Origin of the sequence: Nocardia pseudovaccinii, assembly GCF_050942345.1 — a bacterium.
Classification (GTDB): Bacteria; Actinomycetota; Actinomycetes; order Mycobacteriales; family Mycobacteriaceae; genus Nocardia; species Nocardia pseudovaccinii.
The window spans coordinates 5,009,227-5,035,049 of record NZ_CP192074.1; the positions used below are offsets into that span (position 1 = coordinate 5,009,227).

Annotated in this window: 26 protein-coding genes; 12 read left to right on the forward strand and 14 right to left on the reverse strand. The window is 67.1% G+C overall.

Translation table 11 applies throughout. The annotated features are described in order from the left end of the window. Positions 1–22: 22 nt before the first annotated feature. The 4 genes from ACQPZ2_RS22600 to ACQPZ2_RS22615 form a co-directional block, all read right to left on the reverse strand. Complete coding sequence (locus tag ACQPZ2_RS22600) at positions 23–1,855, reverse strand: AMP-dependent synthetase/ligase (protein ID WP_433520265.1); 1,833 nt, start codon at positions 1,853–1,855, stop codon at positions 23–25. Positions 1,856–2,037: 182 nt separating this feature from the next. Then, positions 2,038–2,853 (reverse strand): GTP cyclohydrolase II, encoded by an 816-nt coding sequence (locus ACQPZ2_RS22605; RefSeq protein WP_433520266.1) that lies wholly within the window; start codon positions 2,851–2,853, stop codon positions 2,038–2,040. A gap of 541 nt (positions 2,854–3,394) precedes the next feature. After that, the gene (locus tag ACQPZ2_RS22610) at positions 3,395–4,393 is read right to left on the reverse strand and encodes a GTP cyclohydrolase II (RefSeq protein ID WP_433520267.1); all 999 of its coding nucleotides are present in this window, start codon (positions 4,391–4,393) and stop codon (positions 3,395–3,397) included. Positions 4,394–4,535: 142 nt separating this feature from the next. Beyond that, positions 4,536–6,041, reverse strand: a complete 1,506-nt coding sequence (locus ACQPZ2_RS22615; protein ID WP_433520268.1) for a PfkB family carbohydrate kinase — start codon at positions 6,039–6,041, stop codon at positions 4,536–4,538. A gap of 462 nt (positions 6,042–6,503) precedes the next feature. Here ACQPZ2_RS22615 and ACQPZ2_RS22620 point away from each other — a divergent pair, with 462 nt between their 5' ends. Genes ACQPZ2_RS22620 through ACQPZ2_RS22630 form a run of 3 tightly spaced genes read left to right on the forward strand, consistent with a single transcriptional unit; the run spans position 6,504 to position 7,461 of the window. Next, on the forward strand, positions 6,504–6,791 hold the full coding sequence (locus ACQPZ2_RS22620) for a hypothetical protein (RefSeq protein ID WP_433520269.1): 288 nt from the start codon (positions 6,504–6,506) through the stop codon (positions 6,789–6,791). After that, complete coding sequence (locus ACQPZ2_RS22625) at positions 6,788–7,072, forward strand: hypothetical protein (protein ID WP_433520270.1); 285 nt, start codon at positions 6,788–6,790, stop codon at positions 7,070–7,072. The genes ACQPZ2_RS22620 and ACQPZ2_RS22625 overlap by 4 nt, the downstream gene beginning before the upstream one ends. Continuing rightward, positions 7,069–7,461, forward strand: coding sequence for a hypothetical protein (locus ACQPZ2_RS22630; RefSeq protein WP_433520271.1), 393 nt, complete (start codon positions 7,069–7,071; stop codon positions 7,459–7,461). The genes ACQPZ2_RS22625 and ACQPZ2_RS22630 overlap by 4 nt, the downstream gene beginning before the upstream one ends. Before the next feature lie 49 nt (positions 7,462–7,510). On the opposite strand, the gene ACQPZ2_RS22635 is transcribed toward ACQPZ2_RS22630, so the two are convergent. From ACQPZ2_RS22635 to ACQPZ2_RS22650, 4 genes are all read right to left on the reverse strand, one after another. Further along, positions 7,511–8,497, reverse strand: a complete 987-nt coding sequence (locus ACQPZ2_RS22635; RefSeq protein WP_433520272.1) for a PfkB family carbohydrate kinase — start codon at positions 8,495–8,497, stop codon at positions 7,511–7,513. Positions 8,498–8,617: 120 nt separating this feature from the next. Continuing rightward, positions 8,618–9,694: a quinone-dependent dihydroorotate dehydrogenase gene (locus tag ACQPZ2_RS22640; RefSeq protein WP_433520273.1), complete on the reverse strand. Its 1,077-nt coding sequence runs from the start codon at positions 9,692–9,694 to the stop codon at positions 8,618–8,620. A 4-nt stretch (positions 9,695–9,698) separates the two neighbouring features. Further along, positions 9,699–9,944: a DUF5703 family protein gene (locus tag ACQPZ2_RS22645; RefSeq protein ID WP_040691094.1), complete on the reverse strand. Its 246-nt coding sequence runs from the start codon at positions 9,942–9,944 to the stop codon at positions 9,699–9,701. Continuing rightward, positions 9,944–11,002 carry a YncE family protein gene (locus tag ACQPZ2_RS22650; RefSeq protein WP_433520274.1) on the reverse strand — a complete coding sequence of 353 codons (1,059 nt, stop codon included), beginning with the start codon at positions 11,000–11,002 and terminating at the stop codon, positions 9,944–9,946. The genes ACQPZ2_RS22645 and ACQPZ2_RS22650 overlap by 1 nt, the downstream gene beginning before the upstream one ends. 154 nt (positions 11,003–11,156) lie before the next feature. Between ACQPZ2_RS22650 and ACQPZ2_RS22655 the strand changes: the two genes are divergently transcribed. From ACQPZ2_RS22655 to ACQPZ2_RS22670, 4 genes are read left to right on the forward strand one after another with little or no spacing between them, the layout of a single operon-like run. Next, entirely contained in the window at positions 11,157–11,513 is a 357-nt protein-coding gene (locus tag ACQPZ2_RS22655; RefSeq protein WP_433520275.1) for a hypothetical protein, read from the forward strand. Between the two features lie 6 nt (positions 11,514–11,519). Then, positions 11,520–12,047 (forward strand): hypothetical protein, encoded by a 528-nt coding sequence (locus tag ACQPZ2_RS22660; protein WP_433520276.1) that lies wholly within the window; start codon positions 11,520–11,522, stop codon positions 12,045–12,047. Beyond that, positions 12,048–14,141: an MMPL family transporter gene (locus ACQPZ2_RS22665; protein WP_433520277.1), complete on the forward strand. Its 2,094-nt coding sequence runs from the start codon at positions 12,048–12,050 to the stop codon at positions 14,139–14,141. Between the two features lie 26 nt (positions 14,142–14,167). Next, positions 14,168–14,518, forward strand: coding sequence for a YrdB family protein (locus ACQPZ2_RS22670; protein WP_433520278.1), 351 nt, complete (start codon positions 14,168–14,170; stop codon positions 14,516–14,518). Positions 14,519–14,798: 280 nt separating this feature from the next. Here ACQPZ2_RS22670 and ACQPZ2_RS22675 read toward each other — a convergent pair whose 3' ends face one another. The 5 genes from ACQPZ2_RS22675 to ACQPZ2_RS22695 form a co-directional block, all read right to left on the reverse strand. Then, on the reverse strand, positions 14,799–15,662 hold the full coding sequence (locus ACQPZ2_RS22675; RefSeq protein WP_433520279.1) for a heme ABC transporter ATP-binding protein: 864 nt from the start codon (positions 15,660–15,662) through the stop codon (positions 14,799–14,801). Further along, on the reverse strand, positions 15,659–15,886 hold the full coding sequence (locus tag ACQPZ2_RS22680) for a hypothetical protein (RefSeq protein WP_433520280.1): 228 nt from the start codon (positions 15,884–15,886) through the stop codon (positions 15,659–15,661). Before ACQPZ2_RS22680 ends, ACQPZ2_RS22675 begins: the two co-directional genes overlap by 4 nt. Before the next feature lie 224 nt (positions 15,887–16,110). Beyond that, complete coding sequence (locus tag ACQPZ2_RS22685; protein ID WP_433527494.1) at positions 16,111–17,184, reverse strand: FecCD family ABC transporter permease; 1,074 nt, start codon at positions 17,182–17,184, stop codon at positions 16,111–16,113. A gap of 187 nt (positions 17,185–17,371) precedes the next feature. Then, positions 17,372–18,409 carry a heme/hemin ABC transporter substrate-binding protein gene (locus ACQPZ2_RS22690; RefSeq protein ID WP_433520281.1) on the reverse strand — a complete coding sequence of 346 codons (1,038 nt, stop codon included), beginning with the start codon at positions 18,407–18,409 and terminating at the stop codon, positions 17,372–17,374. Between the two features lie 28 nt (positions 18,410–18,437). Beyond that, entirely contained in the window at positions 18,438–19,415 is a 978-nt protein-coding gene (locus ACQPZ2_RS22695; protein ID WP_433520282.1) for an aldo/keto reductase, read from the reverse strand. A 237-nt stretch (positions 19,416–19,652) separates the two neighbouring features. Between ACQPZ2_RS22695 and ACQPZ2_RS22700 the strand changes: the two genes are divergently transcribed. The 4 genes from ACQPZ2_RS22700 (at position 19,653) to ACQPZ2_RS22715 (ending at position 22,796) form a co-directional block, all read left to right on the forward strand. Next, complete coding sequence (locus tag ACQPZ2_RS22700; protein ID WP_433520283.1) at positions 19,653–20,582, forward strand: undecaprenyl-diphosphate phosphatase; 930 nt, start codon at positions 19,653–19,655, stop codon at positions 20,580–20,582. A gap of 16 nt (positions 20,583–20,598) precedes the next feature. Then, positions 20,599–21,354: a histidine phosphatase family protein gene (locus tag ACQPZ2_RS22705; RefSeq protein ID WP_433520284.1), complete on the forward strand. Its 756-nt coding sequence runs from the start codon at positions 20,599–20,601 to the stop codon at positions 21,352–21,354. Between the two features lie 71 nt (positions 21,355–21,425). Further along, positions 21,426–22,010 (forward strand): DUF3090 domain-containing protein, encoded by a 585-nt coding sequence (locus ACQPZ2_RS22710; RefSeq protein ID WP_040691105.1) that lies wholly within the window; start codon positions 21,426–21,428, stop codon positions 22,008–22,010. A gap of 3 nt (positions 22,011–22,013) precedes the next feature. Beyond that, positions 22,014–22,796, forward strand: a complete 783-nt coding sequence (locus ACQPZ2_RS22715; RefSeq protein WP_433520285.1) for an SCO1664 family protein — start codon at positions 22,014–22,016, stop codon at positions 22,794–22,796. Between the two features lie 325 nt (positions 22,797–23,121). Here ACQPZ2_RS22715 and ACQPZ2_RS22720 read toward each other — a convergent pair whose 3' ends face one another. After that, positions 23,122–23,994, reverse strand: coding sequence for an LLM class flavin-dependent oxidoreductase (locus ACQPZ2_RS22720; protein ID WP_433520286.1), 873 nt, complete (start codon positions 23,992–23,994; stop codon positions 23,122–23,124). 239 nt (positions 23,995–24,233) lie between these two features. Here ACQPZ2_RS22720 and mshC point away from each other — a divergent pair, with 239 nt between their 5' ends. After that, complete coding sequence (mshC, locus tag ACQPZ2_RS22725) at positions 24,234–25,472, forward strand: cysteine--1-D-myo-inosityl 2-amino-2-deoxy-alpha-D-glucopyranoside ligase (RefSeq protein ID WP_433520287.1); 1,239 nt, start codon at positions 24,234–24,236, stop codon at positions 25,470–25,472. The last annotated feature ends 351 nt before the right edge of the window (positions 25,473–25,823 follow it).

Genomic DNA, 25,823 nt, shown 5'->3' on the forward strand with positions numbered 1-25,823 from the left:
TTTTGCTCAGGGCCACCGATCGTCAGGAGACGTTCACCACCGATTCGGGCAGCGGCGTGGTGTACAGCGAGGCGATCTCCTCGGCGTACTTCGCCGCGATCGGGCTGCGCTTGAGCTTCATCGTCGGGGTCAGCTCGTCCCCGCCCGGCTCCCACGGCTTGCCGACCACCGTGAACCGTTTGATCTGCTCGACCCGCGACAGCTTGCGGTTGCCCGCGACGACCGCCGCCAGCACCTCGTCCAGGATCTCCTTGCGGGTGGCCAGCGCGACCAGATCGTCGGCGGGAGCGTCGAATTCCTTGGCCCGGATGGCGGCGGTGTCCGGATCGAGCACGATCAGCGCGGAGATGAACGGTTTGGCCTCACCGATCGCTACCACGTGACCGACCAGCGAGGAGGCCGCCTTGACCGCGTTCTCGATATTGGTCGGGGAGATGTTCTTACCCGACTCGTTGATGATCAGTTCCTTCTTGCGATCCACGATGCGCACATAGCCGTCGGCATCGATGGTGGCGACGTCCCCGGTGGCCAGCCAGCCGTCGGCGTCGAGCGCCTCCTTGGTCTTCTCGGGCTGCTTGCGGTAGCCGGGGGTGACGATCGGGCCGCGCACCAGCAGTTCACCGTCCTCGCCGAGCCGCACCTCGAGGCCCTCGACGGCCCGGCCGACCGAACCCGGCCGCGGCTTGGCCAATTCGGTGTAGGTGGCCACGCCGGTGGTCTCCGACATGCCCCACACCTCGCTGACGGTGAACCCGAGTCCGAGGAAGTATTCGAGGGTTTCGGCCGGGATCGCGGCGGCACCTGAGGCGGCGACCTTGAGGTTGTCCAGGCCTAGGGCCGCCCGCAGTTTCGAGAGCACCAGCGCGTCGGCGACCTTGTACTGCACGGCGAGCACCGGGCTGCGGCCCTTACCCGCCAGCTCGGCGCGCGCGGCGGCGATGCCGGTATCGATGGCCCAGTTCGCCAGCGCCTTCTTCACCGGGCTCGCTTCGGTGGCCAGCTTGCCGTCGATACCGGCCTTGATCTTCTGCCACACCCGGGGCACCCCGAAGAAGATCGTGGGGTGTGCGTCGGGCAGCGCCGCGGCGATCTCGCGCGGATCCGGCACGCAGGTGATCAGGATGCCGGTGAGCAAGCTGATGGCATGGCCGGAAATGCGGTCTGCGACGTGCGCGGCGGGCAGATAGGAGATGGCGCGGTCGTCGAAGCCGACCCGCAGTGGGCCGTTGACCAGCGCGATGATCTGGGCCAGCACATTGCGGTGGGTGATCTCCACACCCTTGGACGGGCCGGTGGTGCCCGAGGTGTATATCAGCGTGGCGAGATCGTCGGGGGTGACTGCCTGCCAAGCGGCATCGAAATCGAAGTCGGCGGCCGGATTCGCCTCGAGGTCGGCCAGGCCGACCGTATCGGCGGCCGGACCGTCCACCACCACGATGTGCTCGAGCTCGACGCCCGCGCTCTTGATCACGTCGAGGAAGGCGCGCTCGGTGATCACCACCTTGTTCTCCGCATTGGTGAACAGATGCTTGATCTGCTCGGGAGAGCTGGTGTTGTAGATCGAGAACGGAGTTGCGCCCAAATGCAGTGCGGCCGTATCGATCAGATTGAACTCGGGCCGGTTGGTGAGCATGATGCCGACGCTGTCGCCGTGGCCGACGCCCAGGCCGGACAGCCCCGCCGCGAGCGTGCGCACCCGCTCACCGTATTCGCGCCAGCTGATCTCCGTGGTACCGCCGACCGTCCGCAACGCGACCTGATCCGGTCGTAGCTTCACGGTCTCCTGGAATGCTTCCGGCACCGTGTACACCGTCTTGCCGGACTCGTGCGCGAAACCGATTTCTGTTGTCGTCATCTTCCCGTTTCCCGATATCTGTGGCGTGAACCGCGCCCGGCGCGACCGCATGGTTTCCACGCGGTTCGAGACCCGCTGCTCCTGATAAATTGCAAGCGACTCTATCTCATCGTGTCACGCGGTGGGATAGCACCGTGTGGCGCGGCTCACTCATGGTAGCCACGTCGGGGTAATCGTGTGCGTTACTTCGATACGGACGAATCGGACCCATTGTCACGGCCCCACGGCAGATCCGCGCCCCGCAGCCAGATCCGACGAAGCGTGCCTGGCCGCACTTTGACGCGCACGCGCCGGACCGTGTGGCGCGGGCGCAGTGCAGGTCCGAGCCGCGACCAGATACCCGGAAGGGGCGCCGGTCGCTCGAGCACGGATTCCATGCCCGGCTCGCTCAGCACGCCGTATGGCGGGATCATGTGGCCGCGGCGGCGCCGTTTCGCCTCCAGATACTCCGCTGCCCGTTGGCTCAGCGGTTCGGTATGCAACGGCACCCGGGTGACCGCCAGGCCGGTTGAACGCACCTGCTCGACCTTCGCGGGATTGTTCGTGAGCAGGCGCACCCTGGTGAGCCCGAGATCCCGCAAGCTTTTGGCCGCGTCGAGATAGGTTCGGTTGTCCGCGGGAAGTCCGAGACTTTCGTAGCTTGCGAACGTATCTGTGCCACGACGCTCGCTCTCCCGGTAGCCGAGCGCCTTCGCGATCAGTCCGCTTCCCCGCCCCTCCTGCTCCAGGTAGATCAGAATGCCGCCACCCTCTTCCCACATCCGATCCAACGCCGTGTCGAGCTCGGGCCCACAGTCGCAATCCTGTGAGCCCAGCGATTCGCCGTACAAGCACCGCGAGTGGATCCGGACCAGACATCCGTCGCTTACCTCACCGAATAGGAGCACATGCCCGTACTCGGCACCGCCGGCCACTGCCATCACACGAAGCTGCAGTTCCCGCCCATTGCGGGTGAACCGATGGGCGGTCTCGCCGAGAGTGCTCGAGTTGTCCACCACGGTGACCTCCGATTTCGCGACCCGGATTTGTAGCCTGGTGTCCTTGCCCGATCGCGGCGCCGTGTGCGCGGGAGCTTCGCGCGTCGTTCGCGCTGCACGAGGTCGATCGAGCGACATCGGTACGCTCGCGGCACCGATGCCCGTCCCGTCCGGACGCCGAGATGCTTTGGCTCGCAGACGGAATCGCCAGCCGGTCGGGGCGGTGGTTCGGGATAGGTTGTGCCGCGCTGGTGCGGCGCAAGATCATCGACCGACTGATCTGCATACTACTGCGCCACACCAGATCTCTGCCGTGTGGCCTGAATCACAACTGCGAAGAATTTGCGAATGCGACTGTGCGCCTGGCCTATCGCGCAGACCCGGTGGCGGGAAAGGCCTGCGCGATGCACCGGTCCGCGTGCCGTCCACCCGCGTCTGCGACCCGGTTGCTCGGCAGCTCGGCCAGGGCGGACACCCGGCCACCGCCTACAGTGTGAGAGCCAATGAGCACCACCGCCGAGGCTTTCGATCGAGCAGCCTTGGGGCCGTACTGTTTTCGCGATTACGAGTCGGCGTGGTCGGCACCGGCGTGCGCCATTGTGCGATTGCGTCGACGGCCGGACCGTCGAGGTGTCACTCGGCGCGGTTCTCCCGGTGCGGAGAAGTCGCCGAACGCCTCGACCCGCTCCGCATGGGGATCGACCGCGACCACCGGCCGCCGCGTCGCAGGGCGCATACGTCGAGCAGATCGGTGCAACCCGAGCACGTCGGGCCACATGCACAGCCCCAACACCACCAACCCCGTGGCCGCCGAAATCGCGGCGACACCGAAGTATCCGAGCAGGGCACAGGGCAGTGTCATCACCGGAATCGCCAGCGATGCCACCCGGGCACGGGCCCGTCGCTCCCACTCGACATGCTCAACGGTCGCGACAGCCAGGACCCTGGGAATCTGATGTCCGCGATGACGCCGTTTGGCCTGCAGATACTTTCGCGCTCGCTCGCTGCGCGGCCAGGTGTGCAGTGGCACCCTGGCCACCGTGAGTCCGGCTCGTTCGAGCGGTTCCACCTTCTCCGGATTGTTCGTCAGCAGTCGCACCGAGGTCAGGCCGAGATCGCGCAGGCACCGGGCGGCCGACTCGTAGGATCGCGAATCGGCGCTCAGCTCCAGCCGGGCATAACTGGCGAAGGTGTCGATGTCGAAGCGTTCGCTGGTCTGTAGCCCGCGCGCCTTGTTGATCAGCCCGGCGCCGCGGCCCTCCTGCTCCAGATAGATCAGCACGCCCGCGCCCTCACGCTGGATCATGTCCATGGCCATATCGAGCTCGGGGCCGCAGTCGCAGTCATCGGAACGCAGTGCGTCGCCGTAGAGGCAGCGGGAGTGGATCCGCACCAGACAGCCATCGCTGACTCCCGGGGATCCGTCTGTCGCAGGCCCGAAGACCAGTGCGTGCCCACCGTCGACGCGGTGCGATATCGGCACGATGCCGACCTGTAGTTCGCGACCCCGGCGGGTCAAGCGGTGCCCGGTCTCATCGAGGCTAGACGCCGCTTCGGTCACGCTGGTCCTCCGATTCATGGGATGAACTTGCAGGTGATGTGGCCTCGCCGATCGCCGTATCGTCCGCCCGTGACGGGGTGCGAGTCAATTTACACACCAACCGGGGGGCCGCCTCAGCGGGGCCTCGAGGCATCGTATGCGCTCAGCCCGTCGTCGGCTCGATGGCAGCGATCTTGACGATCCTATCGATATCGCGTTCCCTCGGCATCGCGTCCGGCACATCGCCCAAGGACTGGGTCGCGACCATTGCCGCAGTGGCCCAACGGAATACCCGGTCGTCGACCGGTCCGGCGGCCCCGACGAGTTTGTGCGCCAGCGCGGCCGAGAACGCGGCCGCCGCACCCGGTGAGTCGTCGAGCGCGGCGGGGAAGTCGTCGATGCGGGTGTTGACGGCATCGGATCGCACCGTGCAGTGGAAGCCGTCGATGACACACACCGTCCGTACGCCCAGCGTGCGAAGCCGTTGTGCAATGTTCTCGGCGGAGCCGATATCTTCCCCGGGCAGCATCTTGCCGAGTTCGCCCGTGGTTCCGACCAGATAGTCGACCGTGTCGAGGTAGCCGTACAGGTACTGGGGCTTTTCGATCGCCGGGGTGGCGTTCACCAGCAGCAGCGGACGCGGGTCCAGGCCGCGGATGGCGGCCATGATCCGCTCGACGACTTCGATCGGCTGTTCGAAGGTCAGCAGCACCGCGTTCGAGGCGGCGAGAGCGGCGCGCACTTCCGGATCGCGGGGGTCATGCGTACCCAACCGGATCCGTTCATCCTTGCAGCTGATGTAGCTCGAGGTCCCGGTGCTGGTGATCATCACCGCCGTCACCTGGGTCTGCGCGCCGGCGACCTCTTTGACCAACCCGGTGTCGACGTTCTCGGTTTCCAGATAGTTGCGGATGTATCTGCCCGCGTCGTCGGCACCGACGGCGGAGAGCAGTCGCACCTGAAGTCCCAGCCGTGCTGCTGCTACCGCACGATTGAGCCCCTTGCCGCCCGCGTGCATCTCGAATCCGCCCGGCGTCGACTTGCCCGCCACCGGAATCTGCCCGATGCGATAGATGTGATCGATCACCGAGTCCCCGACGACTGTCACAACACCGCGTTGTGGCTGCGAATCAGGCAGTGTCACAAGCACTTTCGGCTCGGGTATGAACCGGTATCCGGATCTTCCCGCGTAGGTCGAGGCAGCCACGAGTTGCCCCGCCAACGCGGTGAACGCCCGGCGCTCGGGCGTCGCCCGCAGGGAGCGCACACTCGGCGGGGAGGTGATGTCATCCGCCCCGATCGTGCGATGCAACAGTTCCCACTGTGCGGTGAGATATTCACGCCGCTCACCGAGATCGGCCGCGTAGAGCCGGGCCAGATCGATTCCGTGCGGTGGCTTTTCGCGCAGCAGCCCCAGCGACAACTCGGCGTCGGCGATCAGGCGGTGCGTCGGCGCCAATTGCCTGGCGAGGTCACGGATTACCGGCAGGACGGCCTGCTCCACCGAGATGCCCTCGCGGCCCGCTCGCTCCTTGACAACAGGCAGATCGAGCAGGGGAGCAACATCGATTTCCGTGGTACGCAACCGATCCGCACTCAGCCCCGAGCGTTTGCTGAGCCTGGTGAGGATGTTGCGGATGGCAACCGTGCGAGAGTCCTGCTGGACCATAGGCGGGCCTGTCCTCCATGACGTTGCGATCGTTTCCTGTGCCCTACTCACGATATGCCAATCGTCCGGGGTTTAGCCGTCAAGTGAACCGGCAATTACCAACTTACAACGGCAATTGACCTTAGTGAATGGCAAATGCCACACTGAGTTACGGCGACCGAGTGTCGTCCGCCAGATGACTCGGGAGGGCCTGGTGATGAGAGTGATTCTGCTGATACGGCACGCACGGCGGCGCGGGGAGCCAAGAGCCGGTGGTGCCGAAACCGAACTCGTTCCGAACCGCGCCACGGTCTAGGCGAACGAATCACGTTCGCCGGGAGAACATTTCACCCGATCAAGCCGACTTCGTCGCCTGCTCCATCCGACAGCAGCGAGCCCGGCTGACCGCGACGCGGCGGTCCACCGGGGCTCAGTGCGCCCGAAATGCGGTCGGCGACAGCTCTGGCACCCCTGGAGACAGCCGTGACGATCTACGAATGCAGCCGGTCGATGACCAGCAGCGTCACGCCCGACGAATGGGCGTGGCGGGCAGGGCGCGAAGAACCGGCATGGCGATTGAGCTGGATACCCGACCAGCTGACCCGCGAACAGGCCTGGGCCGGAATGCAATTGCAGGAGATTCTGAGCCACCCGGACCCGGCATCGGACCACGACGCGCACGCGCGGGCATTGGCCGATCAACTCGGTATCACCGTGCGGCAGGCACTGCACACGCTGCACCAACGGATGCTCGACAGGAGGCATTCGTGACCATCTACGTAACTCACTGGTCGATGACCAGCGATCTCACTGCGGAGTCGGCCTACCGGCTGGCGGACAAGTGGGCCAAGTCGTGGCGGCTGAGCTGGCTGCCCGAACGGCTGCTGACGCGGGAACAAGCTTTGGCGGGGATGGATCTCGCGGAGATCTTCAGCACCCAGGATTTCCGGCACGACTCGACGGTTCACGCACGGGCCTTCTATTGCGCCGGCCAGATCGGAATACCCCTCGAGCTCATCGGGCTCGAATTGCTACACCGGAGGCACCCATGACCGTCGACACCACCGACTGGACCATGATCAGCGACATCACCCCCGAGTCGGCATACCGCCAGACCGGGTCGGGGGCCGCGGTCTGGCGACTGAGCTGGCTCCCGGATCGGCTGCTGACCCGCGAACAGGCGCTGGCGGGCATGGAACTCGACGAGATCCTCAGCGATCCGGACATCGTGCACGATCGGCATGCGCACGCCGACGCGGCCATTCTGGCCGGGCGGGTCGGCATCATCTGGGAGCAGGCGGTGGTCCTGCTGTCGAAGCGGATGCTGGCTCGGCTACGCCAGCGTCCCAACGGAATTCAGGACAACCCACTGGACTGCGAATCCACCGGGCACTCCCGGATGTCGCTGCACGCCGACAGGGCACCGTGGGTGTTCCGATAGCGTGCGGCGCCGCGGAGGCATCGGCCGCCGGGAGGGGAGGCGGCCGATGTCAGCGCGGCGCGGGATGCCTCGCCACGATCTCATCGATCGTGGCGGCAGTCGGCATACCTTCCGGCACCGGCCCCGCCACCGAGGTGGATGCCATCGCGGCAGTTGCCCAGTAGTAGTCCGGGCCGCTGGCGGGACACTCGGTCAGCAACAGCCGATACGCCAGCGCGGCACCGAATGCAGCACCACCGCCAGGCGAATCTCCGTGTTGCGCTGCTGGATTCGCTGGCAGGTCTAGATTCACCTTGTCGGATCGCACGCGGCACGCGAGGTGCTCGACCGCGCAGACACTACGCACACCGTGCGCACGCAACCACGGCGCAACCGATGAGTCGAAATCCGCATCGCGCATGCCGGCCAGGTCACCGAGTTCCCATGGCGCCCCGATCAAATAGTCGATCGTGTCGAGATGCCGGAGCAGGTCGCCGGGTGCGTCGACCGGCGGCGCGGCGTGCACGATCAGCACGGGTGCGGGCCGCAGGCTCCGGACGGCGACCAGTACCCGCTCGATCACCGAGATCGGCTGTTCGAACGTCAGCAACACCACATGCGCGCCGGCGAGCACATCTCTGATGTGCTCCACATCGGGCACGATGCGATCGTCGCGGCAACCGACCGCGGTGGCCACGCCCGCGCCGGTGACGATGACCGCGGTCACCGCGGTCATCACGCCGCGCACGATGCGCACCTGTCCGGTGTCCACCTGTTCCGCCCGTAGATAGGCGAGAACCCGCCTACCCGCGTCGTCGTCGCCGATCGCCGAAATCAGTCGCGCCCGCAGCCCGAGTCGTGCCGCCGCGACGGCACGGTTGAGTCCTTTGCCGCCGGGATGTTCCACGAAACTACCGCGTGCGGGCGGCCCGGCGGCCGGAACATGATCGACGCGATAGATGTGATCGTTGACTGCGCCTCCGACCACCGTGACCACGCCGCGAGGAGCCTGCGAACGCGGTGGTTCGGCATCCGTTCCCGGGTCGTGCGGGACCATGCGCCGCCCCCTCTGGGTGCTGCATTCGATATGTCTTGCCGCACACCAGCTTAGGCCGCGCACGCGCGAAATGGCATGTCCCGCAACAATACATCGACCGCACGAAACGACCGGTCGGGATCAGGTACGTGCGACGTGATCCGCGCCGACTGCCTCGGCGATGGAGTGGTAACCGGCCTCGCGCAGTCGCTGGGCGATACCGCGGTGGATGTGGCGCATCCAGAACGGTCCGCCGTAGATGAAACCGGTGTAGCCCTGCAGCAGGGTGGCACCGGCGAGGATGCGCTCCCAGGCCTGGTCGGCGGTTTCGATGCCGCCGACCGAGATCAGCACCAGACGGTCGCCGACACGGCGGTAGAGCCGACGCAGCACTTCCAGGGAACGCTCGGCGACCGGGGGACCGGACAGGCCACCCGCGCCCATGGCCGCCACCTCGGCGGCATCGGTGCGCAGACCATCGCGGCGGATGGTGGTGTTGGTGGCGACGATCCCGGCCAGGCCGAGTTCGACCGCGAGATCGGCGACGGCGTCGACATCGTCGTCGGACAGGTCGGGGGCGATTTTCACCAGCACCGGGACCTCGACGCTGTCGAGGACGGCCTGCAGGACCGGGCGCAGGGATTCGACGGCCTGCAGATCCCGCAGGCCTGGGGTGTTGGGCGAGCTGACATTGACGACGACGAAGTCGGCCAGCGGCCCGAGCAGCGACGCGCTCACCGCATAGTCGGCCGCGGCGTCGGCGGGTTCGACGATTTTCGTTTTACCGATATTCGCGCCGATCGGCACCCCGCCGCGGCGGTTGCGCAGATGTTCGGCCGCGGCGGCCGCGCCGTGGTTGTTGAAACCCATCCGGTTGATCAGACCGTGGTCGGCGGGCAGCCGGAACAGCCGCGGCGCGGGATTGCCGGGCTGGGCCTGCGCGGTGACGGTACCGATTTCGGCGAATCCGAACCCCAATGGCGCCCAGGCATTCACACCGTCGGCGTTCTTGTCGAATCCGGCGGCCAGCCCGAGCGGCGCCGGGAAGTCGATGCCGAAGGCATGGTTGCGCAGGATCGGATCGTCGCTGGTCAGCACTCTGGTCATCACCCAGCGCGACGGCGCGAACCGGGCGGCCAGCCGCATGACCGTGAACGCCAGATGGTGGATGCGTTCCGGCGGCAGCAGAAACATCAGGCGCAGCAGCAGTGAATACATGGCCTCACATTCCCGGTTCGGGCTGGGGTAGTAGTGCGGTTTTTCGGCGCCGCAGCAGCACCCGCCTGCTGCCGTCGGTGTAGGCGCGCACCCGCGACAGTTCCCAGCCGCCGAATTCGGCTTGGATGGCCAGCCGCATCGACGCCGTCACCCGGGTCACCTCCGGTGGGAGCCGCAGCGGCACATATTCATAGTCGTCACTGGTGGTTTCCCAGCTCGCCGGTAGCGCTGCGCGTGATTGTGGCGCCATCACTGCCCTTTCTTCCGCTGGTCCGCGCGGATCCGTTGCAGACCGTCTCCGGTCGCGGAACCGACGAACAGGTCACCGGTGCGCTCGTCGATGGTCACCGAGTTCGGCTGTCGAACCGTCGGATAACGGCCCACCTCTTTCGGTATACCCGTCGACAGGTCGAATCCGACGATTTCGTTGCTCTGGGTACACGTCACCCACACGGTGTCGGACCGCTGATCGTAGGCAAGCGCGTAAGGCGACGATCTTACCGGGAATCGCTGCCGCAGCACGAGCGGTCCGGCAGTGTAGACCAGCAGTTCGTCGCCCGCAGTGTCGGTGACGATGATCCGGCCGAACGGGTCGGTGATCAGATTGGTCGCGCCGTCACCCGCGCGCAGCGCCAGGCCGAGGCGGTCTTTGCCGAGGTCGAGCTGGGTGAGCGAGGTCTGACGGCGGTCCAGGACCGAGACATGGTCGCCGGTGATGGCCAGTGCGTCGGCAGAGGCCAGGCCGGAGATGGTTTCGGCGACCTTGCCGTCGGGGGACAGTTCGCGCACCTTGCCGTCTGCGGTGCCGACGAACATCGTGCCGTCGTCGCGATAGCGCACCGATCTGGCATCGCCGTCTACGGGCACCTCGGTGGTGACGCCGGAGGTGATGTCGACGCGCATGATCCGGTGGTCGCCGGGAATCAGCAATTCGCCGGGCTTGCCCTGCGTCAAGCCGACACCATGGGCGGGCAGTAGCAGGGTGCGCATCTTCACGTCCGGCGCGCCGGTGGGATCAACACGGGTGAACGTTGCGGGGTCGACGACGAACAACATCGTGCTGGTGTCGTGGCTGGCTTCGAGCGCAACCAGTTGTCCGGTGCCCGCCTCGGCGAACAGTCCGCCGACCGGGTTGTCGAGCCTCCACACATCCCCGGCGGGTTGCGCGCGCTGCTCGGGGGCGACCGCCGCGGTGGCCGCCGGTCGGGTCTCGAGCTTGTCGCTATCGGAATCGGAGGAACATCCGGCGATCAGCGCCAGCACCACCACACCAGCGAGCGCTGCGGGCAGTGAACCATGTGGGCGCATCCACCGAACTCCTTACTACGACGAATCATCCGCTACCGCACCATCTGACCATGATGGTGCACGTGACCGGCCTACCGGGGTCGTCGCTGACGCAGAATGTCGGCGATGGGGGTTACGGTTGACTCGAAACAATGTCCAATTCAGGGAGATCCGGTTGAAAGCCGACCATCCATCGGGATTTGCCATCGATGACATAACCGTTGGTCCGTTTGCTCACGGATTCGGCACCACGGCCGATGGCAGGCCCTACGCCTTCCGCACCGTGCGCGCCACCGTGGTGCTGGAGATCTACCGCGCCGACCTCGACAGCGATGTACCGGGACCGGAGGATGTGGTCGCCGTCGCGCAGGCCCGCGCCACCGATATCGACCTCGACGACGAACGCAGTGTCGTGGCGCTGGTGCGCGACATGATTCCGGACGCGGAACCGGTCGAGGCGGTCCCGGATCGGGACATGACAACCGTGCGGGCACTGCTGGGCCGGATCAGTTCAGTCATAGATGGTATGTAGATGGTGATGCCAACCACACGATTCGCCCGTTCCGCGCTGACCGCGGCCGCCCTCGTCGCGGTGGCTGCGGCGTGCAGCACCGGACCGGACGAGGCCTCGGTCGATGCCGCGCGCTCCTCGGCCAATGCCTCGCTGTCGTCCTCGATCGCGGCCTCCTCGAGCGCCGCGCACCGGCCGCTGCCGACGGCCGCCGAATTGGACGCGCAGATCAAACGCGCCCTGGATCCGGCGCTGCCCGACTCCGAGCGCACCGACCTCATCGAGGACGGCGAGGCCTTCCGCGACGCCATCCCGGATATGTACCGGGCACTGCAGGACAATCCACGCGCCATCTACGGCGTCACCGACCCGGTCTTCGACAACCGCGACGGCACGCTGACCGCGACCATGCGGCTGGACAAGGACGGCAGCGGCACCGCGGTCCGCACCACCGTCGTGCATTTCGTGCTGCTCGACGGCAAGTGGAAGATCTCGCGCACCGATCTGTGCGGCATTCTGCGCTCGGCCGACTACCGCACCGCGGCCTGCGGCTAGATGATCGAATCCGGCTCGCTGCGGTGGGGACGTCTCATCCACCGCCACCGTTATCTGGTGTTGGGTACAGCCATTGTCGTGGTGCTGCTCTCGGGCTGGTACGGCCGGGATCTGGCGGGCCGGCTGACCCAGGAGGGCTGGTTCGACGAGAGCAGTGAATCGGTGGCGGCCGCCAAGATCGCCGATGCCACCTTCGGTCGCGATACCGACAGCGACATCATCCTGCTGTACACCGCGCCCGCGGGTATGACCGTCGACGACCCGACAGTGCGTGCGGCAGTGACGAATTCACTGAAGCAACTGCTGGCCCGTCACCCCGACCAGGTCCTGAAGATCGATAGCTACTGGGACAGCCCCTTCGCCGCGCAGGCCACCGACGCCTCGCACACCCACGCCTTCGCCAGCGTCGGATTGCGCGGGGAAGGCACCGCGACGGTCGAGAACTACACCGCGATCAAGGGCGAGCTGGGCGCGGGGCGCGCGGGCGGTGGACCCGGCGGCACCACGGTGCAGTTGGCCGGGCTGCAGCCGATTGTCGAGGGCATCAACCAAGGCATGCAGGACGACATTCGCCGCGCCGAGATCATCGCGCTGCCGATCGTGGCGATCCTGTTGTATTTCGTTTTCGGCGGGGTCGTCGGGGCTTTGCTGCCGGTGCTGATCGGCGGGATGACGGTGCTCGGCACCCAGGGCACCATCCGGATGCTCACCGATCACATCGACGTGAATGTCTTCGCCAGTGCGGTGGTCACCTTGGTGAGTCTGGGGTTGGCGATCGACTACGGGCTGTTCACGGTGACCCGGTTCCGGGAGGAGTTGGCCGCCGGGCACAGTGTGGAGGACGCGACGGCGCGCACCGTCGCCACGGCCGGGCGCACCGTACTGTTCTCGGCCGCGATCATCGCGATCAGCTTGGCGGCGTTGTTCATCTTCCCGAACGGGGTGTTGCGGTCGGTGCCCTATGGCGGCATCAGTTCGGTGCTGCTCGCCGCGCTGCTGTCGGTGACGGCGCTGCCCGCGGTACTGAGCATTGTCGGGCGGCGGATCGACCTGTGGGGTTGGCATCGGTTCTCGCGCACCAAAACCGAGGCGCAGATCGACGCCGGATTCTTCTCGCGGTTGGCGACGCGGGCGATGCGGCGGCCGTGGACGGTTGTCGTGCCGATCGTGCTCGGGCTGCTCGCACTGATCGTTCCGATTCGCAATATCGAGTTCGGCGGGATCAGTGAACGGTATCTGTCCGCGGACAATCCGGCGCGCGTCGCGCAGGAACGCTTCGACGAGCTGTTCCCGAGTTTTCGCACCGAGCCGATCAAGCTGGTGGTGGTGGGTGCGAATCCGCAGCAGCTCGGCGATATCCGCTACGAAGCCAGCCGGATTCACGGTCTAACCGGTCGTTTCGAGCCGAGCGCGCCGACCAAGGACGGGATCAATGTGCTCAATGCCGGTCTCGCCGACAAGCGCGATGCGGACGCGGTGATCGACGCGCTGCGGGCGATTCCGGAACCTTCCGGGGTGGACATCATGGTGACCGGGGTGCCCGCGCTCGAGCGCGACAGCATCAATGGTTTGCTCGTGCGACTACCGTTGCTGGTCGGTCTCCTGGCGGCCGCGGCGTTGGTGATGCTGTATCTGGCATTTCGTTCGATTGTGCTGGCACTCAAGGCCGTTTCGATGAGCGCATTGAGTCTGGCCTCCACACTGGGCGTGCTCACCTGGGTGTTCGTCGAGGGGCACGGGGCCGGGATCTTCGACTTCACGCCGGGGCCGCTGATGTTCGCGGTGCTGGCGCTGATCGTGACAGTGGTGTTCGGGCTGTCCACCGACTACGAAGTGTTCCTGCTGTCGCGGATGGCCGAGGCACGCGCGGACGGTGCGTCGCCGCCGGAAGCCATCCGTTACGGCATCGCCCACACCGGCGGCGTAATCACTTCTGCCGCAGCGATTCTCATCGTGGTGACCGGCGCGTTCGGCTTCTCCGATCTGGTGTTGATGAAGTACATCGCCTACGGCATGATCGCGGCGCTGGTCCTGGACGCGTCGGTGGTCCGCATGCTGTTGACACCCGCGGTGCTGAAGCTGATCTGGCGTTGAGCGCTCAGCGGGCGAGAGGATCGAGAATGACTGTGCTGAAGGGCGCGAATCTGGCCCTGATGTTTCTGCTGGAATTGGGTGTGCTTGCCGGAGCGGCGATCTGGGGTTTCACCCTCGATGCGAATCTCATCGTGCGCATCATCGCCGGAATCGGCGTCCCCGCGGTATTCGTCGTGGTGTGGGCGCTGTTCGCCGCGGGCGGCGGCAAGAATGCGCGATACCCACTCACCGGGCCGTGGCGGGCCCTGTTGGAGATCGTCTGGTTCGGCGGCGCGGCCGTGCTGATCGGGTTTGCCTGCACAGCCCTTGGCGGAATCGTGTTCTTCGCGCTGTGGGCGATCAACGGTGCACTGCGGTTGCTGTGGCATCAGGCCTGAGGTCGACTCTCCGCAGTCGAACCCGAATCCTCGCTGAACCCGATCGAGTATGTCATCGGCTTCGTGGGCACAACTCCGAATAGTTCGGGCGGGCAACGCCTTGCGTGGCTGGGCTGGTCTCCGATGCGGTGGGTTTCGAGCGGCGAATCGTTCAGCGACGAGCTGGCATGCCGGTTACAGGTCGTCGAGGATTCCGCCCCCGTGTTGGTGGACCGGCCTGTGCCGTTCAACCGTGCTCGAGCCAAGACCGGCCTGCTGCGACGCGCAGACAGCAACTGGGTCAGCGGCGGACGGGAAGGACCAGTTGGGCACCGGTTATCGGATGGTTGAGGACTTCGACGGGGTGTTGGTAGACGCGGGTGAGGAGCTCGGTGGTGAGGACTTTGCGGGGCGGGCCGTCAGCGGCTATGCGGCCGGATTCCAGGACCGCGACTCGGTCGGCGTAGGCGGCGGCGATGCCGAGGTCGTGCAGGACGACGACAACGGCGGCGCCCGCGGCGGCTCGGGCGGTGACCAGGCGCAGCACCGCTTCCTGGTGGCCGAGGTCGAGGGCGGCGGTGGGTTCGTCCAGTAGCAGTGTCCCGGTGTCCTGGGCCAGCACGCGGGCCAGGGCGACGCGGGCGCGTTCACCACCGGAGAGCGTCGGAAATGCCCGGGCGGCAAGGTGTTCCACATCGGCGGCGGTCATGGCGGCGGCGATCCGTTCGTCATCGAAATCGCGCCGCTGGGTACGCACCCACGGCGCACGACCCATGGCGACGACCTCACGAGCGGTGAACGGGAATCCGACGGTATGACTCTGCGGCAATACCGCCCGACGCCGCGCCATATCCAAATGCGACCAGTGGCCCAGTGCGCGCCCGTCGAGTTCGATCGTGCCCTCGCTCGGCTCCAACTCACCCGCGAGCGCCGCCAACAGTGTCGACTTGCCCGCCCCGTTCGGCCCCACCAACGCCACGATCTCGCCAGCGACCACGTCGAAGTCGACGGCTTCGAGAACCCGGCGCGGATGGGCGCCCGAAGCACCACGCCTGTCGATGCTCACTCCGCTGGCCCGAAGCGTCACCGCGCCCCGCTCCGGCGGCACCGGCAGCTCATGCGTCCGTGCGAACACCGAACTCAATCCCTCCAGCACCCCGCTCACACCTCCGCCCCGCCCACGGGCTCCGGCATGTACCCCCGGCCGACGAGCCTGCACGCCCCTTCGCTGATGATCTCGCCTCGCAGCGCCGCCGGGTTCGGCATTCCGGCGTGCACTGCCTGTTGGCCGATCGGCGCGGCCCGCCCGTCGAATCCCGGGCTGCGGCCCAGCACCGACGCGCGACGCCACCAGGAATCCGCGCTCGAGCTGTCTGGTTGACCCGCCATCGAGCTGCATCCCGATGGTCCGCTCGCTGTCCCGTCGAGGCGGCGGCCCTGGTTGGCTCCCACGCCGCCGAAGGATCCACACCACTCATCTGGATCCGCATCTGTTGCCGGTGCCCGCAAATGGTGATGATCCGGGGAAAGAGTGCGAATCCTTCGGGGCAGGGGAGCGCGACGACACGCGCGGACGGCTTGTGGATCGTTTGCGCCCCAGGAGATTTCGTGAATCATGCCCAACCTCCAGCATGAGCACGCGTGCGGCGCAGCAGCCAGAAGAAGAAGGGGCCGCCGATGAGTGAGGTGAGCATGCCGAGGGGGAGATCGGCGTTGTGGACCAGCGAGCGGGCGGCCACGTCGGCGGCGAGGAGCACTACCGCGCCGATGATGGCGCTCAACGGGATGAGGATGCGGTGGGCGGGGCCGACGAGCATGCGGACCACATGCGGCACGATCAGTCCGACGAACAGCACGATGCCGGTGAAGGCGACACCCGCGGTGGCGAGGACGGCGACCACGAGGATGACGTTGCGCCGCAAGCGCTCCACATCGACGCCCAGATGCCGCGCGGCGGATTCACCGAGGGCCAGCAGGTCCAGGCGGGGCGCGATGAGGACCGCGGCGAGAATCCCGACTGCGGCCAGCGGAGCGACGACATGTACCGCATCCCAGGTGGCTCCGTTGAGACTGCCCAACTGCCAGAACACGATCTGATCGCGGGCGGCGGGGGTCGCGATGAACAGCAGGAACGCGATCAGCCCACCGGCGAAGGCATTGATCGCGACACCGGTGAGCACCAGCGTGACCACCTCGGTGCGCCCATTCGATCGCGACAGCAGATACACCAGCAGCGTGGTCAATAGCCCCGCGACGAAAGCGGCCGCGGCCACCGACCACGCTGCCACGAACGCACCACCCACCACGATCACCGTGCCCGCACCGACCGCCGCCCCGGCCGACACTCCGATCACACCGGGTTCGGCGAGCGGATTCGCGAACACTCCCTGCAGCAATGCACCCGCTGTCGCCAATGCGGCCCCGACCAGGATCGCGAGCACCACGCGGGGAAATCGCACTTCCCACAGCGTCACCTCACCGGCCGGATGCGCGGGCATCGGCCCCCAGTCCAACCCGATCCGATGCAGCACACTGCCCGCGACCTCGGCGGGGGTCGTCGGCACCTGCCCGATCGCCGCGGACGCCAACGCCAGCACGACCAGCGCCGCCACCGCCACGGCGAATACGATCGCAGTCCGCGACCAGCCCCGCGACTTCGGCGCGACCGGATGCGGACTGTGCGGCATCGCCGAGTCGGTCGCGGTTGTCCCAGTGGCCCTCTCGTTCACACTCGCACCTGTTCGCAAAGTGCACTCGTGGCCCGCTCGCGCGTCACGGCACCGCCGCGATGTCCGGCCACACACCCGCGAGGTGCCGTCCGCACGTCACCGACGTTCCCGAGCGCGGCCCGATCGCCGCACCGTGACGCGCGGCTCATGCGGGCTCGGTGCCGTACACGGCCTCGCTCAGGGCCGCGATCACGCGGCCGGTGTTCGGGCCGAAACTCAACACCACCGAGTCGGCCATATCGACCACGCGCTTGTTGCGCCCGGCGGGTGTCTGCGCGATGCCGGGCACCTTTTCCAGCCCGTCGACGCCGCCGACCGACTTCAGCCCGTCCGACATCACCAGCAGCACATCCGGTGCGGCCGCGATCATGGCCTCACTGGTGATCGCGACGAACGGTTCGGGCAATCCGGCCTCGGTGCCCGCATCGCGCGCGCCGAGTGCGGCGATGAGGGCATCGGCCCCGGAGCCGGGTCCGGCGAGCATGGTGATGGCGGTGCTGCGCAGGTAGAGGAAGGCGATGGTGAGGGGTTTGTCCTGTTTGGGTACCGCGGCACTGGCGGCGGCGATTTCGCCACGGGTGCGTTGGGCCAGGGCTTGGCCGCGATCGGGTACGCCGAGCGCGGCGGCGACCGCCTCGATCTGCGGCAGCACGCCGTCCATGGTGCGCTGCGGATCGAAATAGACGACCGTCACCCCGGCCGCGCGCAGCTGCTCGCGCACCTGCGGAGCGGCGCTGGTGCTGTCGGTGAGAAAGACCGAAGGGCGCAGTGCCAGAACGGATTCCACGTTCAGCGAACCGCTGCCACCGGTCACGATGGGCAGATTCGCGACCGCGGGAAATCCGGCCGCGGTGCTGCGCCCCACCATTTTGGCGCCCATACCCAACGCCCAGACCGTCTGCGCGAGTGTGCCGAAGCGGTCGGCGGCGATGATGCGGCTGGCATCGGTGACCGTGACTTCGGCCCCGTCGAATGATCGGACGGTCGCGGGCAGCGTGGGTGTGGGTTCGGGCCCGATCGGCACCGGATCGAGGTTCTCCAGTTTCGCGGTGACCGGCCCGCGTCCGCCGCTACCGGTGGCATCGCTGCCGGTTCCGCAGGCCGAACCGACCAGCAGGGCCAATGCCAGCACGGCCAGGAGGGAACGCACCCCGCCGGATCGGACACGGTCGAGAAACCTCATGCAGGTAAGGCTAGCCTCCCTCATCGAATCACCCCGCCGCGCGTGCGCTGACATCGTCGAGCGCGGCCGCGATGGCACGCGGCAGTTCCAATGTCTCGGCGGCCAGCACCCCGGTGAGCTGCCCGATATCGCGCGCGCCGACGATCATGCTCGCGATGCCGGGACGGTCGCGGATCCAGGCGAGGGCTACGGCCAACGGTGAGGTGGCCAGTCCGTCGGCGGCGGTCACCAGCGCCTCGACCACCCGGGTCGCGTGGTCGTCGAGCCGGTGCCGGATCTCGGCGGCGGTCGCCTCGTCCGCACCGCGCGAATCGGCGGGCACCCCGTCACGGTATTTGCCGGTGAGAATGCCCCCGGCCAGCGGTGCGGTCGCGATGAGCCCCACACCGTGATGCTGCGCGGCCGGGATGAAATCGGTTTCGGTGTCACGGACCAACAGCGAGTACGGGGTCTGCGCGACGGTGACGGGCGCGACCGCGGCGAGGCTGGCGACCTGCCAGGCATTGAACCCGCGCGCACCGGCGTAGCGGACGCGTCCGGAGCGCACCGCGAATTCGAGAGTGGCGGCGACCTCGTCGAGCGGGGTCGCCGGGTCCCAGGCGGCGACATGCCAGATATCGAGATAGTCGGTGCCCAGTTCGAGCAGTGTCCGATCGAGCTGGCGCAACAGCGCGCGACGGGAGGTGTCCACGGCCGGTCGCACCGGCTCCGGTTCGGGAACGGTCGGCCCGACGGGTGCGGGCGTGGTCCGCGGCGCGACACCCGCGCAGCCGCTGAGCACCAGATCGTCGCGGGAGACCAGATCACCGAGCAGTTCGGCCAGGATCCGTTGTGCCGCACCGCCCGCATAGGCCGGGGAGGTGTCGACCAGTGTGCCGCCGGCCTCGGCGAACGCCACCAATTGCACCGCCGCATCGTCGGTATCGGTATGCGCCCCCCAGGTGTGGGTGGCAAGTCCTATCCGGGACACCCGTAGGCCGCTGCGGCCGACCGTCCGCTGTTCCATCACCGTGTCCGCGCAATCGTCACGGCGCCAAGCCTAGAGTGTGGATACGCAACTCGACGCCCACCAGCACCGTGGGTCGCACGGTCGAGCCGAGCATGCCGCCGCCATCTCGACACTGTACTGTCGCTGCGAGATTGCGGCGGTGGTCACTGTGATGCGACCGATCGCCGGACCAATTGCCCAGTAGGAACACATATTTCGGGCGGAAGTGGAGGCTGGTTCGTGGTCGGCGAGTCGATGACCTGGGTTCAGGCCTTGGTACTTGGTCTGGTGCAGGGTCTCACGGAGTTTCTGCCGATCTCCTCTTCGGCGCATCTGCGCATCGTCTCGGGGGTGTTCTTCGGCGACGACGCGGGCGCCTCGTTCACTGCGGTCACCCAGTTGGGCACCGAGGCGGCGGTGCTGGTCTTCTTCGCCAAGGACATCTGGCGGATCATCCTCGCGTGGTTCGCCGGGCTGCGCGATCGGCTGACAAAGCGTGGCGAGCCGGAGCTGCCGCTGCACGACCAGCCCACCATGCGCCTTCCGGTCATCACCGCCGATCACAAGCGCGTCCTGGACGAGCAGGCGCAGCGTGAACTCGACTACCGCATCGGCTGGTATGTGATCATCGCGACGATCCCGATCGGGGTGCTCGGGTTCCTGTTCAAGGATCAGATCCGCACCGGCGCCCGCAATTTATGGCTGATCTCGTTCATGCTGGTCGCGTTCGCGCTGGTCATCGCCGCTGGTGAGTACTACGGACGCAGGATCCGCCCGATCGAGCAGCTGACCACCCGTGACGGTTTGATCATGGGCTTCGCGCAATGTCTGGCCCTGGTCCCGGGTGTGTCGCGTTCCGGTGCGACCGCGACGGCGGGTCTGTTCCTCGGACTCGAGCGTGAAGCGGCGGTGCGGTTCTCGTTCCTGCTCGCCATTCCCGCGGTGACCGCGTCTGGCCTGTTCAGCCTGCCCGACGCGTTCGAACCAGCGGGTGAGGGCCTCAATGCCAGCGGACCACAACTGCTGGTCGCGACGATTCTGGCGTTCGTGGTCGGGTATGCGTCGGTGGCATGGCTGTTGAAGTTCGTCGGCAAACATTCCCTTGACTGGTTCGTCGGCTACCGCATCGTGCTCGGGCTGACGGTCATGGGCCTGCTCGCGAGCGGAGTGGTGTCGGCGACATGATCGTTAGGCTGGTGCCATGACGGTGATCCTGCTGCGGCACGGTGTTTCGACCTCGAATACCGCCCGCACCCTGGCCGGGCGCAGTGCGGGCGTCGATCTGACCGAGCACGGCGATACCCAGGCTCGCGCCGTCGCCGAACGGCTCGCCGCGCTGCCGATCGAGCACATCGTGCATTCGCCGCTGCTGCGCTGTCAGCGCACGGTCGCACCGCTTGCGGAAAAGCTCGGTCTGGAACCGGAGTACGACGATCGTTTGATCGAGGTCGACTACGGCGACTGGACCGGCAAGGCGATCGCGGATCTGGTGACCGAACCGCTGTGGAAGGTGGTGCAGCGGCACGCCTCGGGCGCGATCTTTCCCGGCGGCGAAGGTCTGGCGCAGGTGCAGATCCGTGCCGTGGCCGCGGTGCGCGAGCATGATCGACGGCTCGCCGAGAAGGCAGGTCACGACGTGCTGTGGGTGGCGTGCACACACGGTGACGTGATCAAATCCGTGCTCGCCGACGCGCTCGGCCTGCACCTCGACGGTTTCCAGCGCATCGTGGTCGAACCCGCCTCGCTCAGCATCGTGCGCTACACCCCGACCGCGCCGTATGTGGTTCGGCTCAACGACACGGGGGCGGATCTGTCCGGTTTGGCAATCAAACCGCAACGGCCCGCCTCGGATTCCGGGTCGCCCGCGGAGCCCGAAGCCGGTCCGGTTCCCGGTGGCGAGCTTGGTGGTACCCCGAGTGCGGATAATGGGAATGCGGAGCTTCGAGATTCCTTGTAAACGAGTAGGTGGCGTGTTGCGGAGTCCAGCGCCGCGGGTAGTCGATCAGGGTCACGTATCAGGAGGTGCAGATGTCTCGCGCAATCCACGTATTTCGCACCCCCGATCGTTTTGTCGCCGGGACCGTCGGTGAGCCGGGCGATCGCGCGTTCTACCTGCAGGCCGTGCAGGAACCACGGGTGGTCAGCGTGTTGCTGGAGAAGCAACAGGTGAAGGTGCTCGCCGACCGGATGGGTCTGCTGCTCGACGAGGTCGCGCGCCGCTTCGGCGCCGAGGTGCCGCCGCAGGCCGAGGACATCTCCGATAGCGACCCGCTGGTGACCCCGATCGACGCCGAGTTCCGGGTCGGCACCATGGGCCTGGGTTGGGACGCCGATGCGGGCGCGGTGGTGGTGGAACTGTTGGCGATCACCGAAACCGAGGTCGACGAGTCGGTGGTGCTCGATGACACCGAGGAGGGCCCCGACGCGGTGCGGGTGTTCCTGACCCCGATCCAGGCGCGGGAGTTCGCGTTGCGCTCCACCCGGGTGATCGCGGCGGGTCGGCCGCCGTGTCCGCTGTGCGGGGAACCGCTTTCCTCGCGCGGGCATATGTGTGTGCGAACCAACGGATACAAGCGCGGGGATATTTTCGGCGCCGCCGAGCTAGAGGAGTAGTCCGTGGCCGAGCCTCGGTGGCACACCGCGGAATTGACGGTGATCGGTCGGGTGACGACCGCGAGCAATGTCACCCTCGTCTGCGATACGGACGGCGTTCGCGTGGTCTACAAGCCGGTGCGCGGGGAACGGCCACTATGGGATTTCCCGGACGGCACCCTGGCCGGGCGTGAGGTGGCCTCGTATCGGGTCTCGGATGCACTCGGGTGGGGTGTCATTCCGGAGACAATTCTGCGCGATGGACCCTATGGGCCGGGCATGGTCCAGCGGTGGGTGGAGTCGGTGGACAACCACACCGATCAGGGCAACCGGCTCGATCTGGTGGATCTGGTGCCGTTGGGTGCGGTGCCGGAGGGGTTCTGTGAGGTGCTGCGTGCCGAGGATCCGGCGGGTAACGAGGTATCGCTGATCCATGCCGACGATCCGCGACTGCAGCGGATGGCGGTGCTCGACGTGCTGCTCAACAATGCCGACCGCAAGGGCGGGCATGCGCTGGAAGGTGTCGACGGGCAGGTCTACGGCGTCGATCACGGCATCTGCCTGCACAGTGAGCACAAGTTGCGCACGGTGCTGTGGGGCTGGGCGGGTAAACCGATCTCTGACGGGTTGATGACCGATATCGCCGCCTTCGCCGAGGAACTGCCCGCTTCGGTCGCCGATGATCTCGCACCGCATCTCACCGATGCCGAGATCGAGGCCCTCGCCGACCGTACGCAGGAACTGCTGGACAACCCGGTGATGCCGGTGCCGCGCACGTCGCGGCCGATTCCGTGGCCCGCGTTCTGAGCTGAAGTCGGCACAGCCCGGGGATACCGTCGGCGTCCGCTTGCGATGTGCGGGCGGTGCCGTATTGCATCGAGTGTCAGGGCGCATGTGCTGCCTGATGGGATTACGGTTTCCGCTTTCCGACCTGGCGCGGAGGGGCGGGGATTCGTGCGGCGTTCTGCAGATGCCCGAACTCGCGCTGACCGGCCTGGCGCAGGAGTCGGCGGCCGCCCTGGTGGACAGTCGCGGTCCGGATCTTTCACCCGCCATTCGATACCGATTGCTCGCCGAGGCGGGGCAATCCGCTCGCGCCGCTGGAGCCCGACCGCAGCCGGGGGTGGCGCGCTCAGTTGAGCAGCGGGCGGACTTCGGCACCGGCGAAGCGGACGAATTCGATCAGGTTCGGATCGTCATCGGTGGGTTCGAGGACTACGGTGTCGGCGCCTGCGTCGACGTAGCGGCGGACGGCATCCGCGACGGCTTGTGCGTCGCCCGCGACGCCTGCCTCGGGTGGGTGCTCGCTGGAGTTGCGTTGCTGGGCCGCCGTCAAGCGTTCGGCCGCGCCGGGGCCGGTGGCCGTGAGCAGGTTGACGATGACCCGATGCGGTTCGGTGCGTGCGGCTTTCGCGCGGCCTTCCTCGATGCGCGCACGGGCGGCGCGAACACCGTCGGGGGTGGTTCGTCCGGTGAGGATGGTGGCGTCGGCGAGTTCACCGGACAGCCGCAGGGTCTGCGGGCCGGTCGCGGCGGCGGTGATCGGCGGGGACGTGGTCGGCGGCCATTCCAGGGCGACATTGTCGAGGTGCACGTATCGGCCTGCGGCGCTGACCTTTTCACCGTTCAGCAAGCCGCGCAGCGCAACCAGATGTTCTCGTAGCAGCGTCATCGGCGATTCGACCCGCGCGCCGATCTGTCCCATCCAGTCCTGCACACCGTGCCCGAAACCCGGAATCACCCGGCCCGGATACAGCCGCAACAGCGTCGCCACCTCCATGGCGGTGAGCGCCACATTACGCAGCGGCACCGGCATCACCCCGATCCCGACGCGCACCCGCTCGGTCCGCGCCAACACCGTTGCGGCGGTGGTGATTCCACCGGCCCAGAAGCAGTCCTCCCACAACCACAGTTCCTCGAGACCGCTGTCCTCGGCTGCGGCCGCGACCGCGACCAAATGTTCGGGGGAAACTTGGGGCATCGACACCGCACCGAGAACAGTCACTCGTCCAACCTAGCGCGATCGCACTCGGCCGCGGCCGAATTCGGACAGCCCCGTGCACACGGCGAACTCAGCGACAGTGACCTGCGCCACTCACGGCAATTCGATCCGCAGGACGGCAAACATTGACAGCCGACTTTTGCGACATCGGGGCAGGTCAGATCCGGGGTGGTGGGCATACAACCTATCGTTGGGAGCAGGGTGCGGCGCAATGGCCTCCACCACACCTTTACCCTCGAATCATGCAGTCCTGGTCCGATACCGCCCTACCGACAATTCCCGGAGCAGGGCCACCGTTGCGGTTGTACGACACCGCCGACCGGCAGGTTCGCCCGGTGACCCCGGGCCCTACGGCCACCATGTACGTCTGCGGGATCACCCCCTACGACGCCACCCACCTCGGCCACGCCGCCACCTACTTGACGTTCGACCTGGTCAACCGGCTGTGGCGCGACGCGGGCCACGAGGTGCACTACGTGCAGAACGTCACCGACGTCGACGACCCGCTGTTCGAGCGCGCCGCCCGCGACGGTGTGGACTGGCGCGATCTGGGCACCCGCGAGATCAATCTGTTCCGCGAGGACATGTCCGCCCTGCGCATCGTGCCGCCGCGCGACTACATCGGCGCCGTGGAGTCCGTCGACGAGGTCATCGAATTCGTGCAGAAGCTGCTGGCCTCGGGCGCGGCGTACACGGTCGAGGATGCCGAATATCCGGACATCTACTTCCGCGCCGATGCCACCGAGCAGTTCGGCTACGAATCGGGCTACGACCGCGCAACCATGGATCGCCTGTTCGCCGAACGCGGTGGCGATCCCGACCGTCCCGGCAAGCGCGACACCATCGACGCACTGCTGTGGCGCGCGGCGCGTCCCGACGAGCCGTCCTGGCCGGCACCGTTCGGTGCCGGGCGACCGGGTTGGCATATCGAGTGTGCGGCGATCGCGCTCAACCGCGTCGGCCCCGAATTCGATATCCAAGGCGGCGGTAGCGACCTGATCTATCCGCACCACGAGTACTCCGCTGCACACGCCGAGGCATTGATCGCGGGCCGCCGCTTCGCCCGCCACTACGTGCACGCCGGTCTGATCGGCCTGGACGGCGAGAAGATGTCCAAGTCGCGCGGCAACTTGGTGCTCGTCTCCAAGCTGCGCGCCGCGGGCGTCGACCCGGCCGCGATCCGCCTCGGCCTGCTCGCCGGTCACTACCGCCAAGACCGTATGTGGACCGACGCCGTCCTCGCCGCCGCCACCGCCCGCCTGGACCTGTGGCGCCGAGCCACCGCGCTCGCTTCCGGCCCTGCCGCCCAGGACACCGTCGCCCGCCTCCGCCAACACCTCGCTGATGACCTCGACACCCCGAAAGCCCTTGCCGCCGTGGACAACTGGGCCAACCAGGCCCTGAATTACGGAGGTCGAGACAGCGATGCCCCAGCCCTGATCGCAACCGCCGTGGACGGTCTGCTGGGCGTACAGCTGTGATCCGCCCCGCCTGAACAGAGATCAGCGGATGCTGTGGACTGTGGTTGCACTTCACCGTGCCATCTGCGCTCCCCAGCCGTGGATTCGATAGGCGTCACAGTGGTAACCCGCCCCGGACGGAAGCGGCGTCCGCGTCCTGTCCGTCGCCGCGGCGGGCCCCAACTCGGCATGCCACGGCGGCGGACGGTGCCGTGAGATTCGCGCCGCGTCTCGAGATCGCGGCTACCGCTGGATGCGAACTGCAGGGCGTGTACAAGCCGTCCGCTGCATGGACTCGACAGGTCCGTGAGCTCCACTCGTGGATCTCGGGCCATCGAGGTGGTTATCACTTGCGCCGAAACCGCCGCACGA